Below are 13996 nucleotides of genomic sequence, written 5' to 3' on the forward strand. Positions count from 1 at the left end.
CGGCCGTTCGGGCCGCCGTCCCGGCAACCGCCTTCCCGCGCCGGGCATTCCGCGCGGGCCAACGAGACGAAAACGGAGGTCGGCATTCCGTGCTCTCGCACCACCAAAGACGCAGAACCCCCGGACGGGTCCTGCGCGCCGTCCGGTTCGGCATCACCGCGGCCCTCATCGCCGTGACCGCCGCGTGCGCGGACTCGTCCGGGGGCGGCACACCGTCCGCGAACGCGACGCCGCGCACGGGCGGCGACATCACGATGCTGGTGCTCGGCGACGCGCGGGGGCTCAACCCGTACACCGCGAGCACGTCCCCGCAAGGCGACGGCAGCAAGCTGTCGGCGCTGTACGACGTGCTGCTGTGGAGCGACCCGGCCACCGGGACCGTGCGTCCGCAGATGGCCGAGTCGATGGTCGCCGACCGCGACTCCCTCGTGTGGACGCTGACGCTGCGCGCCGACATCCGCTTCAGCGACGGCGCCCCGCTGGACGCGCAGGCGGTCAAGACGGCCTGGGAGCGGCACCTCGACCCCAAGGTCCAGTCGGCGGCTGCGGCCACGGTCAAGCAGCTCACCCTCACCGTGCTGGACGAGCGGCGGCTGAGCGTCAAGCTCCCCTCCCCCAACGCCAACTTCGACCGCATGGTCGTACGCCTCCTCAACTTCGTCCCGTCGCCGCGCACCCTGGCGTCGGACGAGGCCCTCGCCGCGTCGAACACCGCGCCGGTCGGGGCGGGGCCGTACAAACTGCGCGAGTGGGTGCCCGGCGACCACATGACGTTCGAACGCAACCCGGACTACTGGCAGCGCGGCAAGCCGCACCTCGACACCGTGACCATGCGCATCAGCACGGACACGTCGAAGGACGTGCAGGCCATCGACGACGGCGAGGCGGACCTCGCGCTGACCGTGGACCCGGTGACCGAGGCGGACGCGAAGGACAAGGGTCTCGGGACCTCCGAGATCGCGCTGAGCGGCGGCTTGTCCGTCGCGTTCAACACGCGCGACAAGCGCCCGCTGGCGAACCCGGACCTGCGGCGGGCGATCGCGCTGTCGCTGGACACCAAGGACATCGACCAGGTGTTCTACCAGGGCAAGGGGCGTCCCGCGAAGGGCATCTTCGAGTCGTCGTCGCCGCTGGGCAACATCCAGTTGTCGCTGCCGCAGAACGACCCGAACCAGGCCGCGGCGCTGTACGCCCAGGCGACCGACAACGGCCGCAAGCCGGTCAAGCTCACGTACTCGGTGCCGAACACGCCGCGTTCGGTGCAGCTGGCGCAGTACTTCAAGGGGCGGATCGACGCGGCGTCCAAGGGCGCGGTGACGGTGGACCTCGCCGTGATCGACCTGCACGTGTACCCCAAGCGCGTCCAGGTCGACGCCGACTTCGACATCACCACCAGCGCGATCGCGGCCGACGACCCCGAGCCGACGCTGTACCAGTACCTGCACTCCAAGGCCGGCCCGCCGAACCTGACGGGCTACCAGAACGCGCAGGTCGACGCGGCGCTGGAGGCCGCGCGGTTGTCGACGGACCGCACGGTGCGCAGCGAGGCGTACACGCGGGTGCAGGTGGAACTGATCAAGGACATCCCGTTCTTCGTGTTCCAGGAGCAGATCGCGGCGATCATCGCGAGCCCGAAGCTGACGGGCATGCAGTTGTACGGTGACGGACACATCCTGTGGGACCGCATCGGCCTGCGGGCCTGACACGACCGGCGGCGGCACCGGGCTCCCCCTGCGGGCCCGGTGCCGCAGCCGGTCACGGCCCGGCCCGCTCTCGGGACGGGGTCAGCCCCCCGGCCCGTCCCGCTTCCCCCGGTGGGCCGCGAGCAGCACGCGCTGGAGTTCGCGGGCCGCGCGCGGCGGTGCGACGTCGCTGCGGTGCGCGAGGGCGATCGTGCGCCGCAGGCCGGGCGGGGCGAGCGGGGTCGCGCGCAGGCCCGGGCCCGCGTGCGCGGCGACCATGTGGGGGACGACGGCGACGCCCAGGCCCGCCCGGACGAATCCGAGGACCGCGTCCATCTCACCGCCCTCCACCGTGAAGGACGGTTCGAAACCGTCCGCGCGGCACGCGGCGACCGTCAGTTCGCGCAGGTCGTACCCGTGCCGGAACATCACCAGCGGCTCGTCGCGCAGGTCCGCGATCCGGACCGCGCGCCCGTCGCCCGGCGGCGCGGCGGCGGCCGACGACACGACGACGAGGTCTTCCCGCAGCAGTTCCACGGTGGTGAGCGCGGGTGACGGAGCGGGCAGCGGCAGGACCACCAGCGCGAGGTCGAGCGCGCCCCGGGCGAGTTCCCGGACGAGGTCGTGCGAGCCGCTTTCCTCGATGAGCAGCCGGATGCCGGGGTGCATGCCGTGGAAGGTCCGCAGGACCTCCGGCAACAGGCCGGTACACAGGCTCGGGGTGGCGCCCAGGCGCACGCGGCCCCGGCGCAGGTGGGCCAGCTCCTGCACCTCCAGGCGCGCGGTCTCGGCGTCCGCGATGATGCGCCGGGCCAGCGGCAGCAGTGCCTCGCCGGCCTCGGTCAGGGCGATGTTGCCGCGTGCCCTGCTGACCAGCTCCGCCCCCAACTCGCTTTCCAGCGCCCGGATTTGCTGGGAGAGCGAGGGCTGTGAGACGTGGACGCGCTCGGCGGCGCGGGTGAAGTGCCGGGTCTCGGCGACCGCGACGAAATACGCCAGCTGCTGGAACTGCATGGCGGCATCCTAGCTCTCGATAGGCGCAGCCTATGGATATGAGCCGGATCATGTCTTGGACCTCTGGTGAGCGGCGGCTCTACGGTCGGCACATGGCTCTCGCAACGAGGACGGGCCGACGGCCGTCCATGCCGCGTTCGCTGTGGGACTCCACCGTCGGCAAGAAGACGGTCATGGCCGTGACCGGCCTGATCATGCTCGGCTACCTGGTCGCGCACATGATGGGCAACCTCAAGATCTTCTTCGGCGCCGACGAGTTCAACGGCTACGGCCACTGGCTGCGCCACATGGGCGCGCCGGTGCTGCACAGCCACTGGGCGCTGTGGGGCGTCCGCGTGGTGCTGGTCGCCGCGATCGTGCTGCACGGTGTGTCCGCGTACCAGCTGAGCCGTCGCGACCTCAAGGCGCGCCCGGTGCCGTACGCCCACCCGCGCCCGCGCGCGAGCTATGCCACCCGGACGATGCGCTGGGGCGGCGTCATCGTCGGGCTGTTCGTGGTGTGGCACCTGCTGGACCTGACCACGCTCACGGTGAACGAGAACGCCGAGGCCGGGCACCCGTACGAGAACGTCGTCGCGACCTTCTCGACCTGGTACGGGAACACCGTCTACATCGTCGCGATGCTCGCGGTCGGGCTGCACGTGCGGCACGGCCTGCGCAGCGCCGTGCACACGCTCGGCGCCGCGGGGAGCCCCGCCCGCGACCGTGCGCTCAAGACCGCCGCCGACGCCGTCGCGGCCGTGCTGGTCCTGGGTTTCGTCTCCGTCCCCGTCGCCGTCATGACCGGAGTGGTGAGCTGACATGGCCGACCCCGACTTCCCCGCGTCCACCGACTACACCGTCGGCGAGCCGATCGCGGACGCCAAGGCCCCCGGCGGGCCGATCGCCGAGCGCTGGGACCGCCGCCGCTTCGAGGCGAAGCTCGTCAACCCCGCGAACCGCCGCAGGCACACCGTGATCGTGGTCGGCACCGGCCTCGCGGGCGCCTCCGCGGGCGCGACGCTCGCCGAACAGGGTTACCGCGTCGTGCAGTTCTGCTTCCAGGACTCACCGCGCCGGGCACACTCGATCGCCGCGCAGGGCGGGATCAACGCGGCGAAGAACTACCGCAACGACGGCGATTCGGTGCGGCGGCTGTTCTACGACACCGTCAAGGGCGGCGACTTCCGCTCCCGCGAGTCGAACGTGCACCGGCTCGCCGAGATCTCCGTCGAGATCATCGACCAGTGCGTCGCGCAGGGCGTGCCGTTCGCCCGCGAGTACGGGGGGCTCCTCGACACGCGCTCGTTCGGCGGCGTCCAGGTGTCCCGGACGTTCTACGCACGCGGGCAGACCGGGCAGCAGCTGCTGCTCGGCGCGTACCAGGCGCTGTCGCGGCAGATCGCGGCCGGCACGGTCGAGATGCACGCGCGGACGGAGATGCTCGACCTCGTCGTGGCGGACGGGCGGGCGCGCGGGATCATCGCGCGCGACCTGGTCACCGGGGAGATCACGCCGTACTTCGCGGACGCGGTGGTGCTCGCCACCGGCGGCTACGGGAACGTGTTCTACCTGTCGACGAACGCGATGAACTCCAACGCCACGGCGGTCTGGCGGGCGCACCGGCGCGGGGCGTACTTCGCCAACCCGTGCTTCACGCAGATCCACCCGACGTGCATCCCGCGGACCGGCGAGCACCAGTCGAAGCTGACGCTGATGAGCGAGTCGCTGCGCAACGACGGCCGGATCTGGGTGCCGCGGGCGGCCGGTGACCCGAGGGCGCCGGGTGACATCCCCGAGGACGAGCGCGACTACTACCTGGAGCGCGCGTACCCGTCGTTCGGCAATCTCGTGCCTCGCGACATCGCGTCGCGGGCCGCGAAGAACGTCTGCGACGAGGGGCGCGGGGTCGGCCCGGGCGGGCAGGGCGTGTACCTCGATTTCGCGGACGCGATCCACCGCCTGGGCCGTGACCACGTCGCCGAGAAGTACGGCAACCTGTTCGAGATGTACGAGCGGATCACCGCCGAGAATCCGTACGAAGTCCCCATGCGCATCTATCCCGCCGTGCACTACACGATGGGCGGGCTGTGGGTCGACTACGACCTCCAGACCACCGTGCCGGGGCTGTTCGCGATCGGCGAGGCGAACTTCTCGGACCACGGGGCGAATCGGCTCGGTGCGTCCGCGCTCATGCAGGGTCTCGCGGACGGCTACTTCGTCGTGCCCACAAGCATCAACGACTACCTCGCGCGTGCGTCCGCCCTGGCGCCCGTCGACGCCGAACACCCGGCCACCGTCTCGGCGTTGCGTGAGACGACCGAGCGCCTGGACGGACTCCTCGCCGCCGACGGCGACCGCACACCCGACGCGTTCCACCGCGAGATCGGCGAACTCATGTGGGAGTACTGCGGCATGGCCCGCAGCGACGAAGGGCTGCGCAAGGCGCTCGACCGCATCCCGCAGATCCGCGAGGAGTTCCGGCGGGGCGTCAAAGTGCCGGGCACCGGCGCCGAGTTCAACCAATCCCTCGAAAAGGCCAACCGCGTCGTCGACTACCTCGAACTCGCCGAACTCATGTGCCTGGACGCACTGCACCGCACCGAATCCTGCGGCGGGCACTTCCGCGAGGAGTCGCAGACGGCCGACGGCGAAGCGGCCCGGCGCGACGAGGAGTTCGCGTACGCCGCGGCGTGGGAGTTCACCGGGACCGGCAGCGCGCCCGTCCTGCACCGCGAGGACCTGGCCTTCGAATACGTCCACCCCACGCAGCGGAGCTACACATGAAACTCACCCTCCGCGTCTGGCGCCAGAAGAACGCCGACGCTCCCGGCGCCATGGTCTCGTACCCCCTCGACGACATCTCCCCGGACATGTCGTTCCTCGAAATGCTCGACACCCTCAACGAGGATCTGACGCTGCGCGGCGAGGCGCCCATCGCGTTCGACCACGACTGCCGCGAGGGCATCTGCGGCGCGTGCGGCCTTGTCATCAACGGCGACGCCCACGGCCCCGAACGCACCACCGCGTGCCAACTCCACATGCGGTCCTTCCGCGACGGCGACACGATCGACGTCGAACCCTGGCGCGCCGCGGCCTTTCCCGTGATCCGCGACCTCGTCGTCGACCGCACCGCCTTCGACCGCGTCATCCAGGCCGGCGGCTACATCACCGCGCCCACCGGCTCCGCGCCCGAGGCCCACGCCGCTCCCGTCCCCAAACCGGCAGCCGACCGCGCCTTCGAACACGCCGAATGCATCGGCTGCGGCGCCTGCGTGGCAGCCTGCCCCAACGGCTCCGCGATGCTCTTCACCTCGGCCAAGGTGAACCACCTCGGCGCCCTCCCCCAAGGCACCCCCGAACGCGAGACCCGCGTCCTGGACATGGTCACCCAAATGGACGCCGAAGGCTTCGGCGGCTGCACCCTCACCGGCGAATGCGCGACGGCGTGCCCGAAGGGCATCCCGCTGGTGTCGATCACGTCCATGAACAAGGAGTGGCTGCGGGCGACGCGCAAGGCGGGCGGCTCACGGCGGTAGGAACACACCGGAACCTGTTTGCACCCGCGTCCGGCAGACCTCACGTGTAACGCGGGCTGCCGAACGCGGTGTTCAGCGCATGATCGTGGCCGTGAGAACGCCCCAAGAGCTTGCGGGGACGATCAGGAGACCGCGACGAAGATCCTTACTGTCGCGAACGCCAACCGCTTACGCCAGCACTGCCGTCTCCACGCACGCGCCGCCCTGGTTCCCGCTGTGACTCGGCTTCGCAAAACAGGAGGTGGTCGGCGTCGTCATTGTGTCCCCCTCAAATGGATCGCCAGTACACCCAAGGCTTCCTTCGCGGGTGGGTAGATGTCGCGGCACGCCCGCAGCAGTTCGTCCCGCGACATGTCCTCGCCGCCGATGGCCGCGGCGTCCTCGGCGTCGAGCAGGGCGTCAAAGCTCGGGTACTCGGCGACGTGGTCGACGGTTGTCGAGTACGAGAGATCACCTGACACGAAGGTGAGCGGCTGCCCGGCCTGAATCTTCCGCATGCTGGGATACCCGACCCGCACCTCGATCGTTTTGACCCCGGCGACGATGAGTTCCAGAAAGGGGCGACGGATGTTGATCGTCCGGGCTTCGGCAGTCACGGGCTCACTCCTTGAAGGGCCGTCAACTCCGGCTGAGGCATTGCCTGGAGGACCCGCAATTCCTCGCGGAATTGTTCACCGGCCAGGTCGCGCGGATACCGGCGTTCGAGGTAGGACGCCAGGCCATCGGCGCGGCTCCGTACCGAATCAACGACCCGCGTCGATTGCAGGGCTTCGCGGCCAAAGGCGACAGCGTCGTCCAGCTCCCCGAGTTGTGCGTGAGCCATTGCCAGGTCGATACGCGCGATGGCTTCGCGACTGGGCGAGCGCGACGCCTCGGGAGCGGCGACATATGTCTGCAACGCGTGTTCGGCGTAGGCGCGAGCCTTTTCCGCCTGACCCAGCCAAATACATGCGGTGGCTGGATATGACATCAGTGCATAGTCACCAAGCGGCATGGGGTCCATGCCGAACCTTGTCCTGACACGTGCGGGCAGCACGCGGTGGGCCTCCTCCGCCGCCCTGAGACTCACCGCGAAGCGTCTGGGGTCACCGAGCGCCGCGCCCGCACGTGCCGCCTGGGCGTGCAGACGGACCGTCAGAGGGTGACCTGTGGGGGACTGACTCAACCCCTTCTCGGCTGCCGCGAGCGCCTTGTCCGGTCGCAGTGAGTACAGAGAGATCGATGCAGAAGCATCAGTCGCCCAGGCACACAACTCCCCATGACCGGCCTCAAAGCCGTGTACGAACGCATCGGTGGCGAACGCCAAGCCGGCGCGTGCGTCTCCGAGGTCGTGCGCCAACCACGCCAGCAACTCGGAGAGCCAGCCGGCGAAGGCATACAACTCTCGGCCCTGACGAAGCGTGTACCGGCCGCCGAGCAATGCTCCCACATGACGTCGGTAGTGCAGGACGGTCTCGAACAGTGCGTGAGGAGGCTGGATCGAATAGGCGCCGTTGAACGTGGCAATGGCGTGATCAAGATGATCAAGCGTGCCGCTACCGAGGGTTGTGGCTTCAGCTTGGCGTGTGAACTCGGCAGCGTCATCCGTGGCTTGACGCAGGATCGCGGCGACGGCACCGGGCATGGCCACGGTGAGCGCGGCGAGTTTTACCGATTCCCGGCGATGCACGGGTCCTTCCAGATACGTTGCGGATGCTGATTGGCCTGGTGGGTGTGTGAAACCCAGGTCTTCAGGGGCGGCGTCGAAGGCAGCGCGCAGTGCGTCGACATAGTCGGGCCTCGGCCAGCCAGGTCGCCCCGACTCCCAACGGCGATACGTTCGGACGCTGATCTCGAACGTTGGATCGCCCAGGGCTTCGCGTCCCATTGCGCTGATGGCTTCCGCTGCCCTCTCTTGCGAGGACCACCCTCGACGGAACCGGGCAGCGCGTAACAAGTCGTTCTTCGCGCCGGGGCGCGCACCATCCTGAGCGTTCACCGGTCCCCTCTCTGATCCTGTTCCACGGTACTGGCGGCGCCACGGATCGAGACACAGGTTGGCGAAAAGTGGCTTCGCGCTCCGGCGAGAGCGCGTGAATGGCCGCTCAGTGGCCGGTCGATGGCCGTTGACTTTCCTCGCGGAGTGGGCTCTGGACGCGGTTCGCTGATCATGCGTCGCCCAGGAATGCGTCCGTGGACGCAGAGACCTGGGTGGTCCGAGACCGCAGCGTCCCACCGGGTGGAACACGCCCCGGCGGCGCGCTGCCACCAAGTCGCGATCAGGAGGCAATCCCGATGAGCCAGCCCATCGGCCACCATCTGCGGTGCGTGACAGAGGAGTTCGCCCCGACCCCCTCCTCGGTCCCCGCAACGCGAGGATTCGTCGGGCGGTTCTTCCGCGACGCCGGAGCCTCGACGGACACCATCGACACCGCACAACTGTGCGTCAGTGAGGCCGCCACGAACGCCATTCGGCACACCGGCCTCGACTACACCGTGACCTGCACCGCGCTCGACGACGGCCGCATCGCGGTCGAAGTCCGCGACCAGGACCCACGATCCTCGCCGCTCCGCCGTCACCCCGCCGACGACGATGAGAACGGGCGTGGGCTCGAACTGCTCGACGCGCTCGCCGAATGGCACGTGACGACCACCGCCACCGGCAAGACCCTGGCCTTCGTCCTCAAGGAGGACCGTTGACCTCCCCGCGCCGTCGACCCCTCGCCGAGGTACGCCAGCTCGCCCCCCACGAACTCCGTGGCCTGCCCCATCCCGAAGCGTCACTCCAGTTGTGGCTGCCGCACTTCCACCACGTGGACGCGACGGGCGCAACCACCGTCCAAGAACTCACTGCCCGACGAACCACACCGGCCGAAGCCGCGATCACCGATCCCCGGGGCAGGGTGATCACCGAGCGGGCACTGTCGAACGCGTCCTCCAAGGCCCGGCCCTCCTCCCCAAGACCGGGCAACGCCGCGGGGACGGCGATCATCGGCGGAATCGGCCCTCTTCCGATCGAAGGCCGTGACGTGTCAGCCGCGTTGGTGCCTGGCGGCCATCGTGTGGAATATCTTCTTCGGTTCCCAGCGGGCCTCGTCGAGCACCCGGACCACGCCGTACGAGCCGAGGTCGTGCCGCCCGGGCCTGCTGTAGCCGGCGAAGGTGAACCAGAGCGCGGTGTCCACGCCTTCCTCTTCGAAGATGTCCAGCAACTCGGTGAAGTAGCGTGCCTGTTCGTCCTCGTCCGGCACCGCGCCGTGCGGCACTTGCCAGGCCATACCGCCACGATCGCCCGCGCCCTGGTAGGCGCAGGTCCCGTACTCGGTCACCACGACGGGCTTTCCGTGGGCGAGGTGTCCGCGCAGCTCGTTCCGGAAGCCGTCGGCGTTGTAGGCGGCCCGGTAGGCATCGACGCCGACGAAGTCGAACGGATGCCAATCGACGAACTCCCAGGGCGCCGAGGCGTAGGTGACCTGCCCGCTGAAGTGCGTGCGGGCGGTCGCGGCGGCCTCGGAGAGGAAGTCATTGAGGCGTTCTTGCACCGGTCCGAGGGAAGACCACCACTCCAGGTCGGCGTCGGCCATGGCCCGCAGGCGTTCGCCGTACGTGTCGCCGGGGATGAAACCCCCGCAGAACGCGCTGATCTCGCAGCCGGTGACGAACACCACGTCGGCGCCGGCCTCCCGCACGGCTTCGGCACGTCGGGCGCAGTCGGCGAAGAACGGGAGCAACTGGCCGTGCGGGAGGTCCACGGGAAAGGGGGCGAACCAGACTTCAAGGCCCGCGTCTGCGGCATGCCGGGCAGCGATGCTCAGCCGTTCGGGGTCTCGCCCGGAGACACGAACGGCGTCGCAGTGGAGCTCCTGGGAGATCACCGCCATGTCGTCGCGGACTGTCTCAGGGGTGAAACTCTTGCGGGACAGTTCTTCCCCGGGAAGGAATCCGGTGTCGTAGTTGATTCCTCGTGCGCGCATGTCCTTGCCCTCTTCGCTTGCCTCGTGCCGTATACCGGCAAGTCAATGCCATGCCGGGGTCCTTGGCCAGAGGGCGAACGCGCCGGACGAACGTCACGCGACGGACCAAGAGCCGACGGTCCGAATGGCGCTCCGACGCGGACGCGCGCTGTATGACGGGCTCGACCGCGTCCACGGGCATGGCGTCCTGCGCGGCTTCCGTGTCAGGCGGGCTGACTACAGTGGCCGCCATGAGTGATCACTCCGGGCCTCAGGGCATGGTGCCGGTGCGGCTCGGTGGGGGTGACGGCGACTGGTTGCCTGTCAGCGCGGGCGAGTCGGGAGCAGCTGTCTTCCGCAGCGCGGACGCCACCCGGTATGCCAAGTGTGTGCCCGCTGCGGATGCGGCCGATCTGGAGGCCGAGCGCGACCGGGTCGCCTGGCTGAGCGGTCAGGGTGTGCCTGGTCCCCGCGTGCTCGACTGGCACTCCGGTGACGCGGGCGCCTGCCTGACGACGAGTGCCGTTTCCGGCGTACCCGCCGATCAGGTGCCCGCCGAGAAGCTGCGGGTCGCGTGGGAACACATCGCGGACGCGGTCCGCCGACTGCACGAAGTGCCCGTGTCGCGGTGTCCGTTCCGCCGGGGCCTGGACGCCATGGTCGCTGTGGCACGCGACGTCGTGGCCCGTGACGCCGTGAACCCGGAATTCCTCCCTGTCGAGCAGCAGCACACGCCCACGGCACAACTGCTGGACCGCGTCACCCGGCAGGTCCCGCGGCGACGGGAGCAGGAAGCCGCCGACATGGCCGTCTGCCACGGGGACCTGTGCCTGCCCAACATCATCCTCGATCCGCGAACCCTGGAAGTGTCGGGCTTCATCGACCTGGGCCGCCTCGGACTGGCCGACCGCTACGCCGACTTGGCGCTGCTGCTCGCCAACGCGCGCGAGACCTGGGCCCACGAGGAGCGGGGGCGGGCCGCGGACATCGCGTTCGCCGAGAGGTACGGCATCGCCCTGGATCACGACCGCCTGCGTTTTTACCTCCATCTCGACCCGCTCACCTGGGGCTGACCGCTTCCGCGGCGAGCATCGGGTCGACCGGGGGCGGACACCGGCGAGGTGGAGTCCGGCTGGGGGATGGTCGCGGTCTCGTCGTCGTGGGCGGCGGTGACCCACCACGGTCTGAGGCGATTGACGCACCGCTCGGCAGCGGCCGTCGGCGGCGCGACGGATCTGCGTGGTCGGTCCACCGACGGCGTCCTCCGCGCCCACTGCGCGTCGTCGGTCGACGGCACGCCGGACCGACGTCCGACTGATCCCAACGCAACCGCCCGGCGGCGATCCCGCATCGGCCGAAGGCCGTCGCGGAACGCGGCTCTCCATTGTTCGATCGCGGCGGCGAGTTCGCCGTGGACGGCCGAGCGGGTCCTCGCGTCCCGCCGCGGTGAGCGCTTCTCCGGATTCGAGAGTGTCGGCGCGTTCCGGGAGTGGGCGGGGGCGAACGAGTTCGTCGACCTGGAGAACGACGCCCTGGAGGACGTCGGCGGCGTCGATCTCGTCTTCGATGTCATCGGCGGCGACATCCAGAGGCGGTCCGCCGCACTGGTCAGGCCCGGCGGAACGCTGGTGACCGTGGTCGCGCCGCCCGAGGCCCGTCCGGTCGACGGCCGTGCGATCGACTTCGTCGTGGAGGCCGACCGCGCCCAGCTCACCGAAATCGTGCGGCGCGTGCGAGACGGACGGCTCCGGACCAACATCGGTGACATCGCCGGCCTCGACGAGGCCCTTGCCGCACTCAACCCGACCCTCCGGCGCAACGGGAAGACGATCGTTCGCGTACGGCCGTGAGGGAAAGGGCGTCCCCGTGGAAGAGGTCGGCGATGCCCGTGACGTGCCGCACATGTGTCCGCTTTCGGCGGTGCGGTGGGGTGGGGGCGTGGCTCCGGTAGGCGTGTGCCGGGACCGTCTCGCGGTGGTGCCGGGCCGGGCTGCGCACCGCGGTTCCGGGGGCTGTGCCGTGGGGGACGACGGCCCTCCCGGGGCGAGAGGACGTGGGAGGGCCGTCGGGTTTGTGCGGGTGGGTCAGCGCTTGTTGAGGAGGCCGGCGTCGACGGGGACGACGGTGCCGGTGACGTAGCGGGCATCGTCGGAGACGAGCCAGGCCACGGCGTTGGCGATGTCCTCGGGTTCGACGAGGTCGACCGGCATCGCGTTGGTCAGGGCGTTGGCCAACTGCGGCGCGTGTTCCAGGATTTCGGCGAGGTTGCCGTCACCGGCCATGGGGGTGCGCACCGCGGTGGGGGCGACGCTGTTGACGCGGATGTTGAAGGGGGCGAGGAAGTTCGCCCACGAGCGCATCAGGCCGACGACGCCGTGCTTCGCGGCGGTGTAGCCGAGGAAGCCCGCGGTGGGGATGCCCACGCCGATCATGCCGCCGGTGGAGCTGGTGAGGACGATCGACCCGCCTTGGTTGCGCTCCAGCAGCGGCGGGATCGCGACGCGGCCGGTGTTCCACACGCCCTTGAGGTTGACGGCGACGACCTCGTCCCACTCCACGTCCTCCGACACCCCCGCGCCGCCCGCGCCGATGCCGGCGTTCGCGACCACGATCTCGGCCGGGCCCAGCTCGGCGGTGCCGGCCTCGTACGCCTCGCGCAGGCCGGCGACGTCGCGAACGTCCGCCTGCCGCGCGAATATCCGCCGCCCCAGGGCCTCGACGGCCTTCACCGTCTCGTCCAGCTCCTCCCGCGTGCCCATCGGGTACTGCACCGAGTCCATCTGCGCCAGGATGTCGACCGCGATGATGTCCGCGCCGTCCTGCGCCAACCGGATCGCGTGGGCACGTCCCTGCCCGCGCGCCGCGCCGGTGATGAAGGCGACCTTGCCGTCGAGCTTTCCCATCGACATCTCCTTGTGGTGACGGTGCGGTGGTACGGCGGGCGCGTTCCGCGAGGCGCGGCGGGCCCCCGAGGCCGAAGTTTTAACAGCCGTTCTAACTCAGGGGGCAACCCCTGTCAACACCACGTCCGGCACCGGGCCGCCCGGGTGCCGGGAGCCGCCGGGCGGACGCTCACACGCCCGGGCGTGGTTGGGATGATGGGAGAACTGGCGGCGTCCGCGTGAGGGGCGCCACGTCGAAGGGATGTCCATTGGCCGAGCCCCGCCGGCGCCGGGCGGCGACCGCTGAAAAGCTCACGCGCCTCCTCGACGCCACCGAGGACATCATCCTCAACGAGGGCTACGCCGCGGTGAGTTCGCGGAGTGTGGCCGCGCGCGTCAACATCAACGCGCCCCTCGTGCACTACTACTTCCCGAAGATCGACGACCTCTTCGCGGCGGTCCTGCGCCGCCGCGCGGAGCAGATGCTGGCGCGCATGACGGCCGCGCTGGCCTCCGCCGAGCCGCTGCGCGCGTGGTGGGAACTCGCGTCGGATCCGCGGGGCTCGACGCTCCTCGCGGAGATGGTCGCCGCCGCCAACCACCGCCCGGCCCTGCGGGCGGAGGTGGGCAAGGTGGCCCACGAGCTGCGGCGGCTCCAGATCGACGCCCTCGACGCGATCCTCGGCGAATACGGGCTCGACCCCGACACGTTCCCGCCCGCCCTGATCGCGGCCACGGTGCAGGGGCTCGCGTACGCGGTCGTCATGGAGGAGGCGGGCGACTTCGACACGCGCCACGGCGAGGCCCGAGCCGCCATGGACCGTCTGCTCACCCGCCTCGAACGGCGCCGGAGCGGTCACCCCCAACGGTGACCGGGCGGCACCCCCTCAGCGCCGGGCCGCCCCCGCCCACCGCGGACGTCGCCCCACACGTCGTCACCGTCGTTGAGGCGGCACACCGCGGACCGG

13 protein-coding genes are annotated in these 13996 nt (G+C 70.2%); 8 read left to right on the plus strand and 5 right to left on the minus strand.

All coding sequences use genetic code 11. The features are described from left to right. Positions 1 to 89 precede the first annotated feature (89 nt). A complete protein-coding gene (locus LO772_RS01755; protein WP_231776516.1) occupies positions 90 to 1703 on the plus strand; it encodes an ABC transporter substrate-binding protein in 1614 nt (537 codons plus the stop codon). 81 nt (positions 1704 to 1784) lie between these two features. Here the strand turns inward: LO772_RS01755 and LO772_RS01760 are convergent, their stop codons facing one another. Then, positions 1785 to 2696 carry a LysR family transcriptional regulator gene (locus LO772_RS01760; protein WP_231776517.1) on the minus strand — a complete coding sequence of 304 codons (912 nt, stop codon included), beginning with the start codon at positions 2694 to 2696 and terminating at the stop codon, positions 1785 to 1787. A 92-nt stretch (positions 2697 to 2788) separates the two neighbouring features. Here LO772_RS01760 and LO772_RS01765 point away from each other — a divergent pair, with 92 nt between their 5' ends. Genes LO772_RS01765 through LO772_RS01775 form a run of 3 tightly spaced genes read left to right on the plus strand, consistent with a single transcriptional unit; the run spans position 2789 to position 6214 of the window. Then, positions 2789 to 3496, plus strand: coding sequence for a succinate dehydrogenase (locus tag LO772_RS01765; protein WP_231776518.1), 708 nt, complete (start codon positions 2789 to 2791; stop codon positions 3494 to 3496). Between the two features lies 1 nt (position 3497). Then, positions 3498 to 5462 carry a fumarate reductase/succinate dehydrogenase flavoprotein subunit gene (locus tag LO772_RS01770; RefSeq protein ID WP_231776519.1) on the plus strand — a complete coding sequence of 655 codons (1965 nt, stop codon included), beginning with the start codon at positions 3498 to 3500 and terminating at the stop codon, positions 5460 to 5462. Next, positions 5459 to 6214 (plus strand): succinate dehydrogenase/fumarate reductase iron-sulfur subunit, encoded by a 756-nt coding sequence (locus LO772_RS01775; protein ID WP_231776520.1) that lies wholly within the window; start codon positions 5459 to 5461, stop codon positions 6212 to 6214. The genes LO772_RS01770 and LO772_RS01775 overlap by 4 nt, the downstream gene beginning before the upstream one ends. Before the next feature lie 254 nt (positions 6215 to 6468). On the opposite strand, the gene LO772_RS01780 is transcribed toward LO772_RS01775, so the two are convergent. Both LO772_RS01780 and LO772_RS01785 read right to left on the minus strand, forming a co-directional pair. Further along, entirely contained in the window at positions 6469 to 6810 is a 342-nt protein-coding gene (locus LO772_RS01780) for an ASCH domain-containing protein (protein WP_231776521.1), read from the minus strand. After that, positions 6807 to 8081 carry a tetratricopeptide repeat protein gene (locus LO772_RS01785; RefSeq protein ID WP_231776522.1) on the minus strand — a complete coding sequence of 425 codons (1275 nt, stop codon included), beginning with the start codon at positions 8079 to 8081 and terminating at the stop codon, positions 6807 to 6809. Before LO772_RS01785 ends, LO772_RS01780 begins: the two co-directional genes overlap by 4 nt. Before the next feature lie 407 nt (positions 8082 to 8488). Here LO772_RS01785 and LO772_RS01790 point away from each other — a divergent pair, with 407 nt between their 5' ends. Beyond that, complete coding sequence (locus LO772_RS01790) at positions 8489 to 8893, plus strand: ATP-binding protein (protein ID WP_231776523.1); 405 nt, start codon at positions 8489 to 8491, stop codon at positions 8891 to 8893. Positions 8894 to 9225: 332 nt separating this feature from the next. Here the strand turns inward: LO772_RS01790 and LO772_RS01795 are convergent, their stop codons facing one another. After that, positions 9226 to 10167 carry a hypothetical protein gene (locus LO772_RS01795; protein ID WP_231776524.1) on the minus strand — a complete coding sequence of 314 codons (942 nt, stop codon included), beginning with the start codon at positions 10165 to 10167 and terminating at the stop codon, positions 9226 to 9228. Between the two features lie 230 nt (positions 10168 to 10397). Here LO772_RS01795 and LO772_RS01800 point away from each other — a divergent pair, with 230 nt between their 5' ends. Together LO772_RS01800 and LO772_RS01805 are read left to right on the plus strand one after the other, a co-directional pair. Next, positions 10398 to 11219, plus strand: coding sequence for an APH(3'') family aminoglycoside O-phosphotransferase (locus LO772_RS01800; protein WP_231776525.1), 822 nt, complete (start codon positions 10398 to 10400; stop codon positions 11217 to 11219). A 48-nt stretch (positions 11220 to 11267) separates the two neighbouring features. Continuing rightward, positions 11268 to 11996: a zinc-binding dehydrogenase gene (locus LO772_RS01805; protein WP_231776526.1), complete on the plus strand. Its 729-nt coding sequence runs from the start codon at positions 11268 to 11270 to the stop codon at positions 11994 to 11996. A 234-nt stretch (positions 11997 to 12230) separates the two neighbouring features. Here the strand turns inward: LO772_RS01805 and LO772_RS01810 are convergent, their stop codons facing one another. Next, complete coding sequence (locus LO772_RS01810; RefSeq protein WP_231776527.1) at positions 12231 to 13049, minus strand: mycofactocin-coupled SDR family oxidoreductase; 819 nt, start codon at positions 13047 to 13049, stop codon at positions 12231 to 12233. A 248-nt stretch (positions 13050 to 13297) separates the two neighbouring features. Here LO772_RS01810 and LO772_RS01815 point away from each other — a divergent pair, with 248 nt between their 5' ends. Further along, entirely contained in the window at positions 13298 to 13900 is a 603-nt protein-coding gene (locus LO772_RS01815; RefSeq protein WP_231776528.1) for a TetR/AcrR family transcriptional regulator, read from the plus strand. Positions 13901 to 13996: the final 96 nt, after the last annotated feature.

Origin of the sequence: Yinghuangia sp. ASG 101, assembly GCF_021165735.1 — a bacterium.
Lineage (GTDB): Bacteria > Actinomycetota > Actinomycetes > Streptomycetales > Streptomycetaceae > Yinghuangia.

What these genes read in the sequence shown, in the direction of transcription:
- LO772_RS01760 (WP_231776517.1), bottom strand. Translation starts at nt 2,696, where the DNA reads ATGCAGTTCCAGCAGCTGGCGTATTTCGTCGCGGTCGCCGAGACCCGG.
- LO772_RS01785 (WP_231776522.1), bottom strand. Translation starts at nt 8,081, where the DNA reads ATGGGACGCGAAGCCCTGGGCGATCCAACGTTCGAGATCAGCGTCCGA.
- LO772_RS01775 (WP_231776520.1), top strand. Translation starts at nt 5,459, where the DNA reads ATGAAACTCACCCTCCGCGTCTGGCGCCAGAAGAACGCCGACGCTCCC.
- LO772_RS01790 (WP_231776523.1), top strand. Translation starts at nt 8,489, where the DNA reads ATGAGCCAGCCCATCGGCCACCATCTGCGGTGCGTGACAGAGGAGTTC.
- LO772_RS01765 (WP_231776518.1), top strand. Translation starts at nt 2,789, where the DNA reads ATGGCTCTCGCAACGAGGACGGGCCGACGGCCGTCCATGCCGCGTTCG.
- LO772_RS01795 (WP_231776524.1), bottom strand. Translation starts at nt 10,167, where the DNA reads ATGCGCGCACGAGGAATCAACTACGACACCGGATTCCTTCCCGGGGAA.
- LO772_RS01770 (WP_231776519.1), top strand. Translation starts at nt 3,498, where the DNA reads ATGGCCGACCCCGACTTCCCCGCGTCCACCGACTACACCGTCGGCGAG.
- LO772_RS01810 (WP_231776527.1), bottom strand. Translation starts at nt 13,049, where the DNA reads ATGGGAAAGCTCGACGGCAAGGTCGCCTTCATCACCGGCGCGGCGCGC.
- LO772_RS01800 (WP_231776525.1), top strand. Translation starts at nt 10,398, where the DNA reads ATGAGTGATCACTCCGGGCCTCAGGGCATGGTGCCGGTGCGGCTCGGT.